Here is a 12587-nt window from a genome sequence, read left to right on the forward strand (position 1 = left end):
CTGCGTTAACAAATCTCTACCCTAAATTTATCTAAAAATTTTTCATGGTTGATATTTGTGATGGCAGATTTTTCAAACCAAATTGTAACGATCAAAAAAGGCCTCGACTTGCCGATTGTTGGTGAGCCGCGACAGGTCATTGAACTCGGTGCTAAGCCATCCCAAGTGGCTGTTCTGGGAGAAGAGTTCGTTGGGCTTAAGCCGACGATGTTGGTCGAAGAGGGTGATTTTGTTCAAAAGGGCCAAGCCCTATTTGAAGACAAAAAAACGCCTGGAGTCTTGTTCACTGCACCTGCTAGTGGCCAAGTCGTAGCGATTAACCGCGGCGAGCGTCGAATTCTACAATCAGTCGTCATTCGTTGTGATGACGGTGAAAACCGCGATGGGCAGATTTCTTTCGATATCCATCAAGACATTGCCGCTCTCCCTCGACCAACCGTTCAAGACCAGTTGGTGAAGAGTGGTCTATGGACTGCCCTGCGTACTCGGCCTTTCTCGCGCGTGCCTGCGCTCGATAGCACGCCAGCAGGTATTTTCGTCACCGCTATCGATACTAATCCACTGGCCGCAGATCCCCGTTTGATTATCGCCGAGCAAACCGAGGCTTTTAAAGCTGGCTTGCTGGTGTTGAGCCGCTTAACCGAAGGCAAGGTTTACCTGTGCCAGGATAAGGGCGAAGCGATTGTTAAAGAAGCATTACCACAACTTGAGGTGCGCCGCTTTGATGGTGTTCATCCTGCGGGTTTAGTGGGCACTCATATTCACTTTACCTTGCCAGTGAGTTTAGAACGTCAGGTATGGCATATCGGTTATCAAGATGTGATTGCCTACGGCAAGTTATTCCAAACCGGTGAGTTGTATACCGACCGCATCGTCGCCTTAGGTGGCCCGAGCGTGCTGAACCCGCGTTTACTGCGCACTCAATTGGGCGCTGAGCTAAGTGCCTTAGTGAGTGATGAAATCAAACCTGGCCATAACCGCGTGGTATCGGGATCTGTGTTATCTGGCCATACCGCGGCGGGCGTACATGACTTTTTAGGCCGATTCCACAACCAAGTGTCAGTGTTGAGCGAAGATTCACAGCACCATGTTCTTCCTTGGGTGCGCGGTGGTTCTGACAAATTCTCCATCACTCGTGCCGTAACATCACGTCTGTTTGGTGCGACTAAATTGTTCGAGTTTACGACTCATCAGGGCGGTTCAGCTCGCGCCATGATGGCTTTTGGTCAGTTAGATCGCGTGATGCCACTGGATATTTTACCCACCTTACTCGTTCGAGACTTAGTGGTGCGTGATACCGACGAGGCGCAAGCCTTAGGTGCATTGGAGTTAGATGAAGAAGATCTGGCGCTGTGTACCTTCGTATGTCCCGGCAAATATGACTTTGGTAAAGAATTACGTGCCTGTCTAGATGTTATTGAGAGGGAAGGTTAATGACCAAACAAGTGAAAAAACCTGATTTACAGGACGCCTCTGATTTACAACAAGAGTACTACGCAACGGGTAAGTCGATGAAGGGCTTTTTGCGCTCACTCGTCATTGCCAATGGTCGTAGCACTAAGGGCCAAGTGCATGTGCGTGACGCGATTGACGTGAAACGTACCATGACGCTAGTCGGTTTGTGTTTACTGCCCGCCATTTTATTCGGTCTATATAACATTGGCCTACAGGCACAGCTTGCGCTCGCGGGCGGATTATCGACCCCAGATATTTGGAAGTTAGAAATCTTTAATACCCTGTTTGGCAGCCTTAGCCAAGATACTGGGATATTAGGTTTATTCCTCTATGGTCTTAGTTTTTATCTGCCGATTTACCTGACAGCGCTGCTCACCAGTTTGTTTTGGGAAGTGGTGTTTGCGCGGGTTCGTGGTCAAGAGTTGCACGAAGGCTTCTTCGTGACGGCCCTGCTGTTTACCTTAATCTTGCCAGTATCGACACCGTTGTGGCTGGTGGCCATGGGGATTTCCTTTGGTGTGGTCGTGGCTAAAGAGCTATTTGGTGGCATGGGATATAACTTCCTTAACCCTGCGCTGGCGGGCTTGGCTTTTATCTACTTCGCCTATCCATCTGAAGTTTCAACCATTAAACAGCTCGTTGCCGTTGATGGTTTCTCTGGTGCAACAGCGCTGGCACAAACCGCAGCGGGCAAGTTGAGTTTTGCCGATTACTCTTGGTTTAGCGCCTTTAGCGATCCTAACTGGTGGAACAACTTTTTTGGCTTTACCGTGGGCGCGATTGGCGAAACCAGTACCTTAGCGATTTTGATCGGCGGTTCATTATTGCTGATCAGCCGCTTAGCGGATTGGCGCATTGTGCTCGGTGTGTTGCTGGGCATGATAGCGACTGCAACGTTGTGTAATTACATCGGTTCTAGCAGCAATCAAATGATGGCAATGCCGTGGACTTGGCATCTGGTCACTGGCGGTTTTGCGCTAGCAATGATGTTTATGGCCACCGATCCTGTAACCACTTCGTACACTCGCCAAGGCAAGTTTGCCTACGGTGCTTTGATTGGTTTTATGACTGTGCTTATCCGTGTCGCTAACCCCAAAATGCCTGAGGGCGTGATGTTAGCCATTCTGTTCGCCAACCTTTGGGCGCCGCTGTTCGATTATCTGGTGGCCCGCGCCAACATCAAACGGAGATTAAAACGTCATGGTATTTAAGAAAGATACTGTGGTGGGGACCATGATCTTCACCATCACGCTCTGCCTCCTGTGCTCTTTTATGATCACAGGCACAGCAGGCATATTGAAAGAACGTAAAGTCGCCAAAAAACGTGACGAAGTGCAGCGCTATGTGTTGATGGCCGCCGATGTGAACTTAGGTCAGGGCAATGAGTTTAGAGAGATTTTTGCTAAATCTGTTAAGCCATTATTGATCAACCTAGACACAGGTAAGGTGGACTCAGACGCTAACGTCCTCGATTTCGATGAGCGTATGGCGGCAATTAATCCTGAGACTTCAAGTGCGCCGAAAAAAGATATCGCCAAGATTAAAACCCGTGCGAACGATGCCCGCGTGTTTAAAGTGCTCGATGCCAACGGCAAGTTAGACAGCGTGGTTGTGCCTTTCTATGGCAAAGGTCTGTGGTCGATGATCTACGGTTATGTGGCGGTTGAACCCGATTTCAACACCATTAAAGGGCTAGTCGTGTACGAGCACGGTGAAACCCCTGGTATCGGCGACTTTGTGACCGATCCCCATTGGTTATCGTTGTGGAAGGGTAAGCAATTATTTGATGAAAAAGGCAAATTTGCGATACGTCTTGTAAAGGGTGGCGTTAAAGAAGGCGATCTTCACGGTGTGGATGCGGTGAGTGGCGCGACCATGACGGGCCGCGGCGTGCAGCGCGCAATGGAGTTTTGGTTTGGCGTTGAAGGTTTTCAAACCTTCTTCAACCAGCTGAAAGCGTCGGCAGCGCAGGGTGAATTGCAAGGTGAGTTGGGAGAGGCAAAATGAGCAACACTTTATCCATGCGTGACATGTTAACGGGGCCAGTGTTTGCCAATAACCCCGTCGCAATGCAAGTGCTGGGCGTATGTTCGGCACTGGCGGTCAGTAACTCAATGCAAACCGCTGTGGTGATGACACTGGCAGTGACCTTTGTGTTGGTGTTTTCTAACCTGATTATCTCTGCCATCCGTAACTTTATCCCGACCAGTGTGCGGATTATCGCGCAGATGACGGTTATCGCCTCCTTGGTGATTATCGTCGACATGGTTCTGCAGGATGTAGCCTATGAGTTATCTAAGCAACTTTCTGTATTCGTTGGGTTAATTATCACTAACTGTATCATCATGGGCCGTGCAGAAGCTTTCGCCATGAAGTATCCACCGCATTTAGCGGTCGTCGATGCGCTCGGTAATGCGACAGGTTATGGCTTGATTTTGATCAGTGTCGCCTTTGTACGCGAGCTGTTAGGGACGGGTAATTTATTCGGTCACCCTGTGTTCACCACCATCGAAAATGGCGGCTGGTACTTGCCAAATGAGATGTTCAAGTTACCACCGAGCGCCTTCTTCCTGATTGGTGTGTTGATCTGGACTATCAATGTGATCCAGCGGAAACGGGGTTAAGGAGCAGATATGGAACACTATATAAATCTATTTTTGCAGGCCACTTTTATCGACAACATGGCGCTGTCGTTCTTCTTGGGCATGTGTACTTTCTTGGCCGTGTCTAAAAAGGTGTCAACCGCCTTTGGTTTAGGCGTTGCCGTGATTGTGGTGATGACCTTAGCCGTGCCGTTAAACCAGCTGATTTACGTCAAAGTGCTCGCACCTGGCGCACTGTCTTGGGCGGGATTACCCGGTATCGATTTAAGTTACCTGCAACTGATCACTTTCATTGGTGTGATTGCGGCGTTAGTGCAAATCCTTGAAATGTTTTTGGATAAGTACATTCCTAGCCTGTATGACTCCCTTGGGATCTTCTTACCTTTGCTCACAGTGAACTGCGCGATTTTTGCAGGGGTGATCTTTATGGCGAACCGTGATTACAACTTCGGTGAGTCAGTGGTGTTTGCGATGGGCTCGGGTCTTGGTTGGGCGGTGGCGATTGTACTGCTGGCGGGACTGCGCGAAAGAATGAAATTCAACGCGATTCCCGAAGGCTTACAAGGTATTGGTATCACCTTTATTACTACAGGCTTGATGGCGCTGGGCTTTATGTCTTTCTCAGGGATCTCGCTGTAACGCTACAGTGGGCGAGCCAAGAATTGAGAAAGTGAAACCAGATTCTTTTTAGAAAAGAGCTAGAAAAGGGTAATACGATGGAAATGGCAATTGGCATAGGCATGTTCACGCTAGTGGTCTGTCTATTGGTGATAGTGATTCTAATCGCCAAAAAGAAATTAGTGGCTACGGGTGAAGTGACGATCAGCATCAACGAAGATGCCGAAAAAAGCATTCAAGTTGCCGCGGGTGACAAGTTACTCGGCGCTTTGGCGAGTCAGAGTATTTTTATTCCGTCTGCCTGTGGTGGCGGCGGAACCTGTGGTCAGTGCCGAGTGAAAATCAAATCGGGCGGCGGTGACATTCTGCCGACTGAAATGGGCCATATCACCAAGAAAGAGGCTAAAGAAGGTTGTCGTCTCGCCTGCCAAGTCTCAGTGAAAACCGATATGGAACTTGAGCTCGACGAAGAAATCTTTGGGGTGAAGAAGTGGCAATGTCAGGTGATCTCTAATGATAACAAGGCAACTTTTATCAAAGAGCTATTGCTTGAGTTACCCGAAGGTGAAGATGTTCGCTTTAAAGCGGGGGGTTATATTCAAATTGAAGCACCAGCCCATGTGGTGAAATACGCTGACTTTGATATTCCTGAAAAATACCGTGGCGATTGGGACAAATACGGCCTGTTTGACATTGTCTCTACCGTTAATGAAGAAGTGTTGCGCGCTTACTCTATGGCCAACTATCCCGATGAAAAGGGCCGCATTATGCTGAACGTGCGGATTGCGACGCCGCCATCGGCCAATGTGCCAGCGGGCAAGATGTCATCTTACATCTTCAACCTGAAAGCGGGCGATACAGTGACCATTTCAGGGCCATTCGGTGAGTTCTTTGTGAAGGAAACCGATGCGGAAATGGTGTTTATCGGTGGCGGTGCCGGCATGGCACCTATGCGTTCACACATTTTCGATCAGCTTAAGAGTAAGAAAACCACACGTAAAATGAGCTTCTGGTACGGTGCTCGTTCGACCCGTGAAGTGTTTTATCAAGCGGATTTCGATGCTCTAGCGGCCGAGAATGACAACTTCGTTTGGCATGTGGCGTTATCTGAGCCATTGCCTGAGGATAATTGGACTGGCTACACTGGCTTTATTCATAATGTGATTTATGAGAATTATCTTAAAAATCATAAGGCACCAGAAGACTGCGAGTACTACATGTGTGGTCCTCCAATCATGAACTCTTCAGTGATTAAGATGCTTGAAAGTCTAGGCGTTGAACCAGAAAACATCCTACTCGATGACTTTGGTGATTAGCCGTTAAACTTAAGCTAGAACTTAATCAGAGCTTCAATTAGCGGTTAAAGCTTGAAACTAAAAACTCGCGTTAAGGCAACTTAACGCGAGTTTTGTTTATTACTTGTTAGCGTTTTTAAGTTCAAAGCCTCTAACAATGACATATGCGATAAGGGCAAATATAAATACGATAAGATACATCCATGCGATACTTTGCAAAGTTTCAATAATTGTCCGATAGATCTCAATAGTCCAACGTTCTAGAGTTAGCTGTAGAATTTCAACATCTTTATGTCGAGCGGTAATGTAGCGTTCTAAATCATAAATTCTAACTCCACCAGAAATACCCACAACGTATGTGGCAAAAATAATATATTTTTGCCAAGCGGCACTGATTGAATCTTGAATTATTCGAGAAAATATTTCTCCTAGTGGTCTTTTGAAAATCGAAACAACTAGAAATGAAACGGTTATAGATAGTGCAAATGTAATAAGCAGTAATGTAAAGAACATGCTCTCTCCTTAGAACAGATAATCAAATCGACAATTTTACCAGTCATTTAAAATCAACAACATAATCTGCTTTCGGCTTACGTTCAAGTGAATAGTGATTGAGATCGCTTTAAGGATAGGTGCCGAGTGGGTGTCAATATTTGTGAATGACTTTGCATTTAAAAACAATCAAACGAAGTTTGAAAAGCATAAAGTCGCCTCCTAGTTATCAGTCTGTACTGGTCAACTCCATTCACTTTTAAAGGCTCAGTCCAGACTGTCATTCCAAATTTCAAACACAGCAACACTAAAAAAACTTGTGATATGCTTGCCGCTTTCAAATCTGGCCATTGGCCAATTACGTTAAGGATAACCCATGCGTTTGAGTGTTATCAGTACCCTGTTGACTGGTTTTTTATTATTCCTAAGTGCCAATAGTTTTGGTCTGTTATTAGAAACAGGTGCTGAACAAGAGCAAATCGGGCAAGGCATTAACTCTATTGCCGTTGAAAGCCAAACCGCATCTTCAGTATCGAAGGTGGCGGAGATTAAGACCTTAATCCAAGCCGCGATAAAGGATTCGCCGCAGCCATTTAGTGGCAGTGTTATCCTGCTTGAGCAGGGCAAGCCGCAGCTTGAACTGCAAAAGGGCGAAGGTATTAGTCAAGATTCGCGCTTTGTAATGGCATCGCTCTCTAAACAAATTACCGCAACGCTAGTGTTGCAGGCACTTGATACGGGGAAACTCGATTTAAATCAAACGCTAAATCATTACCTTTTTGGCGATCTTGACGTGGAAGCTAGGGGGCTAAAAGCCACTGAAGCGGCCACAAATACGAGTGTTTTGAACCCCAGTCGTTATGACGCGCGGATTACGCTGCATCAACTGCTGACTCATACATCGGGTGTCGATAAACTGGGTAAGCCCAATCGATTCGAGCCCGGGAGCCAATTTGAATATTCCAACTTAGGTTATTCGCTTTTAGGTCAAGTGCTTGAAAAGATAAATCAGCAATCCTTTGCCAAGCAAGTAGCGCAGTTTGCAACGCGATACCAGCTTAATGGCTTGAGTGCTGAGCTTGGCAGTATTGAGGCGATTCACGCCAAAGTGCCTTCACTCGCCGTAGGTTTACAGGAAAGCGAGGTGATTGCCCCTGCTGACTTAGTGCTTGATGAAGCTTTGTTGCCCGCAGGGGGATTAATTGCTTCAGCGCCAGCTTATGCCGCCTTTCAGCATCTATTACATTCTGGCAAGTTGATGAGCGCAGAGAGTTATCAACGTATGACTATGGCGTATACCGAGATCCAATTCTTATGGCCGAATATGCGCTATGGCTATGGGGTGAGGATCAATAAGGACGATGGCCTCGTCGAATACAGTCACACGGGCTATTTATCTGGTTATATGTCGATGACACTGCATTATCCCGAATTTAATTTGGATCTGGTGATGCTGGAAAATCTATCGCTAAATCTTAATGATCGCGCTCGAGTATTTGAACTGCATAATCAGATACGTCAAATCATTCGTAGCCAGTTACTGCTTGTTAAAGCGTCTAATGTTAAGCCTTAAGTCTCTCCATTATGTTGGCTAATAGGCGGCTAAGTCAGATGGTGTGAGTCTCGAAAGCATAAAGCCCCAAAGTTAGGGCTTTATGCTTGGTACTCGTTGGCAGTTAAGGTGCTAATCGTTACCAAAAGCGCTTTCTAAGTGCGGTCTCGATATCAATCTCAACCCTAAAGTACTGCAAAATCGTCCAAACGGAATCGACTAAGGCTTCGGTAAGCGCTGGATAATCATCCTCGATAATTCCGTTAATTTCTTCGACGGTTTCATCGATATATTCCTGAACACCTTCCTCAAATTCGGTCTTTGTCGCTTGATTGCGGAAAAAGCTAAAGTTGTCGAGCTTTTCTATCAATTGATCAATAAGGACTCTCACTGAATTGAGTTGCTCAACTGTGATCGTCGGATCGGTGGCGATCAGTTTAAAAAAGCTCTGCACTTTGGTTTTGAGATCGAATAGCGTTGGGATTTGATCTCGATTTGCCGCCGCATTACTCACCTCTAATTTGGTTTGCTTGACGGGGGCAGGTATTACATTCACCTCAGATGCTTGCGGTTTGGCCGTCATAGGATCGGCATTGCTCGAAGCTGTTGCTGGTATTGCGCGATTGTGGGCTATGGTTGTGGGGGCTGGCGGTATCTCGCGCCCCAGTGTTTGTAGCAGGCGGCGCTGGAAATAGCTTTGCGGCAGGGCTTTGCTGAGTGCTTGCTCAAGCTGAGTTTCACTGTAGGAGGCTATTTGCAGCAGCGCTTCGAAAATCTCTTTATATTCTTGCTCAATAGCCGCTATTAGCGGGCTATTGCCTAAGCTATTGGTCACGGTTAAGTCGGCGCCATATTGCTGCAAAAGTCTTAAGATCCGCACCGCCGTTGATTCAAAGCGGGGGAACTCGATTGAACTGCCGCCTATCACAGCGCAAAGGGCAGGAGTGGTGTCTTCGGCATTGATGGCATTTGGGTTGGCGCCATGTTCGAGTAGCACCTCTACGCAGGACTGTGCGCCGTAGTAACTGGCGCACATTAATGGTGTAAATTGCTCATCTACTGAGAATTCTTCTAACTTTGCACCATGGCGCAGTAAGAGTTCTACGGTTTTTCGCCGCATAGGGCCGGTAATTTCATCCCACCAATAGGTCGAAATCGCCTTGTGTAGAATGGGTGAGTTATCGTGACCGCAATGGGTAAAAATATCCCCGCCTTGATTAATAAGCCATTCAAGTAGTTGGATTCGACAGGAGATGGCCGCCGCGGACACATAGTTAGTGTTGTAGATATTGGTGAGGCTTAAATCTAGCCCCTTGGTGAGCAGATATTCCATCACTTGGATAAGTGTGGCTTGATCTTCTTTCCCTGAACCACGCTGGCATAGGGTGAGTAAGGTTGGTTCATCCACCGCCCCAAATTTTTTATTGATATCCATACCATATTGCAGGAACAGATCGAAAAACTCGGGCAGAAAGGTTTTCTTTTCGACCATTGGATAAACCAATAGTCGTAAATTCGACCAGACTAACATCTCATAGGGTTTACCCGTATTCACAAATTCGGCATTTGGATTAGCGCCATATTTGAGCAACAGTTCAAGGGCTTGGTAGATGTAGCTCCGTTTATTCGGATCGGTAAATTGGGCATTATTAATATATTGGTTGAGCAAGGGTGAATGGTCGGCATCAGGCGGTGTCATCCTATAGATGCGATTGATATCGACGGTGGCCTTAATCAGTTTTTCGATAATCCTAAGGTCAAATTCTGAGGTCAATGCCGCATAGACCAAACTTTTAGCGTGGGAGTCGGCTTTGAGCTGCGGATAATGGTCTAGCAGATATTCAGTATATTCTTGTGATTTAGCATAAACACAAAGCTCGAGTAAATTGGCATCGTCCCAGAAGCTACTGTCATTTGCCATAATATAACGGGACTTTTTATATTCAGGAAAGCATTTTACTAAAGGAGCAAAGGCTTCAGTCCCCCAAAATTCGCTCGAAGAAATAATGTTTTCAATTAGGCTTAATTTGCCTATGTCTAATGGGATATCTTTATTAATGATATGCAGGAACAGATCTTTATTGCGTTCATCATATAATATTTCTAGTGGGTGATTTAATTCACCATTGGTCCAGAAACTCACCGGTTTATTGATATCTAAGTTAGCTGCAAGTAGAAGGTCGATCATGTCTCTACGTTGATGGTCTTGATAGATATATTGCGGATTAGGATGAAATAGATAGTTGAGCCAGCAATTATTATATTGATTTTGAAAGTAAAGATTGGCACTGGAGTCTAGGTATAGGGTAACGAGTTCTGAGTTGTTATATTCAATAGCCGAATGCAAGGCACTGAAACCATTACATTCGATTTTAGCACCTTTGCTGAGCAAGTATTTTATAAGCACTAAATCGGACTGAGGACTGCAAGATAGGGGAACTAATATATTGCAGGGCGAAACATTGAGATCAATAAAGTTGAGATCTCCACTATCGGCAAGAAATTGATCAACTTTCTTTATTTTAGCCGAGGTCGAAAGCGTGTTATCTAGGCATATTTCCCGAAGTGTGAGTTTCTTATCACTAAAAATCCAACTGAGCATAATGTTCCCTATTTAATGCCGTTAACAAAATGGTATCAAACGCCTTTCAATTTATTAAAAATTGAGTGAGGTAAATTGCCATATTTTAATGCATTTAAGTTAAGAAAAACTATGCCCTAAGACTGATAATTAAAATCATCTTGCTGAATAACATTTGCTGATACAAATTGATAATGCCAAACAAGTTTAATCATGGCTGTTTGGCATTGTTACTTTGATTGGAATTCTGCTTCATATCCTATTGATTAAGATCTAGCAGCATCGGCATTTCGCAGGCGTCGTGGCCTGTGTTCCCTAGGGGAGCCGACAGATGTACAAAGCCTAATTTCTCATAGAGTTTTACGGCTTCATTTAGTACAGCGGTGGTTTCTAAATAGCAGCCTTGATAACCCGTTTCGCGGGCGAAATCGAGTGCCATTAACGCTACGCGTTTTGCGAGTCCTTTGCCGCGGATTTCTGGCATAAAGTACATTTTTTGCAGTTCGCAGACGCCATCATTGTTAGCTAAAGGCGCAATACCGGCGCCGCCTAAAATGCGGCCCTCTAATTCAATAATCCAATAGTTGGCGCCTGCTTGGGAGTAGATCTGGCTTAGGCAATCTAAGGTCGGGTCTGCCACGCTATAGCCTTTATCCGCGGTTAAGCCGTATTCGGCCGAAACATCGCGGATGACTTTGGCAATTGCGGCATCATCTTGGGCTGTGGCTTGGCGAATGTGGCAACCACTTTGCTGCTTGGCGTTATGTACGGCTTGGTTATATAACACGAGGGCCTCTTCGATTTGTGAAGTTTGCAATGGAGTCAGTTGGGCTAAGATCCCTTGGAATAATTGATTCTGCTGAGTATCCAATTTAACGAGTAACTTCTTACCCGCAGGTGTCAGTTGCACAACTAAGCAGCGACTGTCCCGTGGATGTACCTGACTCTGGGCAAGATGTTTATCGATCAAATGCTTGATAGCGCGGCTCGCATTGGACTTATCTATGCTGAGTTTGCTTGCAAGCTCTTTGATGGTCAGGGGCTGCTTGCCTATCTCAAACAGGGCATGGGCTTGCACGGGCGAAAGGGGTAAATCCCCAAAGGCGGCGTTGAGCATGCCTAAATTTCTCACCAGATAGCGAGATAAATGCCTGAGTTGGGCGGATGAGCCTGACTCAGTCGTTTGCTTAGTTTGAGTCACAGGCTTCGCGGGATCTTGAGCCAATGGTGCGTCTGTTTGAGCCATAGTCGAATAAGTTTGGTTGCATGTCACAACTAAGTTAGCGGGCTTTAATTCCTCTTGCAACATATTACTAACAATCTACTGTGTAAATATCAGGATTCAATAATGGCGCCATGGCGAGAATAATCGCTTGGGTGTAATTACTTTCACGGGTCGCATGGCCGTGGGTGAGTAAACCTATGGCACCGCCTTTTTGCTTAATATTGATTGTATTGAACAACCTATCCATGACATCCCCGAGTTCTTCTCCCGCTTCTAATGCCCGATAAACTTGCATTGGTAAAGGTAAAATCGCACTGCGGCCAATGGCAAGCTGGTCTTTATGGCCAATCGCGATATAGGCGAATGTGGCTGGGCCAAAGTCGAAACAATCGACACCGCCTTCCATCGCAAAATAGTAGTCGGCTTTAGTCTCTTGCGGGTCCTGCTGTTGACAATAGCGCACCCGATTTATCGCCCCTTGGCGAGTGTCGAGATCTGTCATTGGCTGCGCCGCAACACCTGAAGGCGCATCCATACCGCTGGCTTCTATGATGCTCTCAGGGAACAGCTGTGCCATGGCGTTAGTTGCCGCGTTGATTTTTACTGGGTTTTTAGAACCCACTTTTATCTTAATAATGTTTTGTTGCATATAAGTTATTTATTTTGGATTTTAATGTGGACGCTCGTTTGAATCATTGCTTAAATGGTCTGAGGTGTCTAAGCGTTTGGGTTTTCTATTCTGCCACAGTCGTCGGCGAAGCTCAGT

11 protein-coding genes are annotated in these 12587 nt (G+C 46.0%); 7 read left to right on the top strand and 4 right to left on the bottom strand.

The window, feature by feature from the left end:
- The first annotated feature begins 60 nt into the window (after positions 1-60).
- From L5M18_RS09380 to nqrF, 6 genes are all read left to right on the top strand, one after another.
- On the top strand, positions 61-1434 hold the full coding sequence (locus L5M18_RS09380; RefSeq protein WP_105250119.1) for a Na(+)-translocating NADH-quinone reductase subunit A: 1374 nt from the start codon (positions 61-63) through the stop codon (positions 1432-1434).
- A complete protein-coding gene (locus L5M18_RS09385; RefSeq protein WP_028759366.1) occupies positions 1434-2666 on the top strand; it encodes an NADH:ubiquinone reductase (Na(+)-transporting) subunit B in 1233 nt (410 codons plus the stop codon). Before L5M18_RS09380 ends, L5M18_RS09385 begins: the two co-directional genes overlap by 1 nt.
- Positions 2656-3462, top strand: a complete 807-nt coding sequence (locus L5M18_RS09390) for a Na(+)-translocating NADH-quinone reductase subunit C (RefSeq protein WP_131523704.1) — start codon at positions 2656-2658, stop codon at positions 3460-3462. The genes L5M18_RS09385 and L5M18_RS09390 overlap by 11 nt, the downstream gene beginning before the upstream one ends.
- The gene (locus tag L5M18_RS09395) at positions 3459-4079 is read left to right on the top strand and encodes an NADH:ubiquinone reductase (Na(+)-transporting) subunit D (protein ID WP_028761892.1); all 621 of its coding nucleotides are present in this window, start codon (positions 3459-3461) and stop codon (positions 4077-4079) included. Before L5M18_RS09390 ends, L5M18_RS09395 begins: the two co-directional genes overlap by 4 nt.
- 9 nt (positions 4080-4088) lie before the next feature.
- Positions 4089-4697, top strand: a complete 609-nt coding sequence (gene nqrE / locus L5M18_RS09400) for an NADH:ubiquinone reductase (Na(+)-transporting) subunit E (RefSeq protein WP_105250116.1) — start codon at positions 4089-4091, stop codon at positions 4695-4697.
- Positions 4698-4774: 77 nt separating this feature from the next.
- Positions 4775-5992 (top strand): NADH:ubiquinone reductase (Na(+)-transporting) subunit F, encoded by a 1218-nt coding sequence (gene nqrF / locus L5M18_RS09405; protein WP_105250115.1) that lies wholly within the window; start codon positions 4775-4777, stop codon positions 5990-5992.
- A gap of 99 nt (positions 5993-6091) precedes the next feature.
- Here nqrF and L5M18_RS09410 read toward each other — a convergent pair whose 3' ends face one another.
- A complete protein-coding gene (locus L5M18_RS09410) occupies positions 6092-6484 on the bottom strand; it encodes a hypothetical protein (protein WP_263196690.1) in 393 nt (130 codons plus the stop codon).
- A gap of 355 nt (positions 6485-6839) precedes the next feature.
- On the opposite strand from L5M18_RS09410, the gene L5M18_RS09415 reads away from it, so the two are divergent.
- Positions 6840-8036 (top strand): serine hydrolase domain-containing protein, encoded by a 1197-nt coding sequence (locus tag L5M18_RS09415; RefSeq protein ID WP_263196692.1) that lies wholly within the window; start codon positions 6840-6842, stop codon positions 8034-8036.
- A 118-nt stretch (positions 8037-8154) separates the two neighbouring features.
- Here the strand turns inward: L5M18_RS09415 and L5M18_RS09420 are convergent, their stop codons facing one another.
- From L5M18_RS09420 to yjjX, 3 genes are all read right to left on the bottom strand, one after another.
- Positions 8155-10617: an ankyrin repeat domain-containing protein gene (locus L5M18_RS09420; RefSeq protein WP_263196694.1), complete on the bottom strand. Its 2463-nt coding sequence runs from the start codon at positions 10615-10617 to the stop codon at positions 8155-8157.
- Between the two features lie 238 nt (positions 10618-10855).
- Entirely contained in the window at positions 10856-11905 is a 1050-nt protein-coding gene (locus L5M18_RS09425) for a bifunctional helix-turn-helix transcriptional regulator/GNAT family N-acetyltransferase (RefSeq protein ID WP_263196696.1), read from the bottom strand.
- A gap of 4 nt (positions 11906-11909) precedes the next feature.
- Positions 11910-12470 carry an inosine/xanthosine triphosphatase gene (gene yjjX, locus L5M18_RS09430; RefSeq protein WP_028761642.1) on the bottom strand — a complete coding sequence of 187 codons (561 nt, stop codon included), beginning with the start codon at positions 12468-12470 and terminating at the stop codon, positions 11910-11912.
- Between the last annotated feature and the right edge of the window lie 117 nt (positions 12471-12587).

This window comes from Shewanella sp. SM20 (genome assembly GCF_025654545.1).
Taxonomy (GTDB): domain Bacteria; phylum Pseudomonadota; class Gammaproteobacteria; order Enterobacterales; family Shewanellaceae; genus Shewanella; species Shewanella oncorhynchi.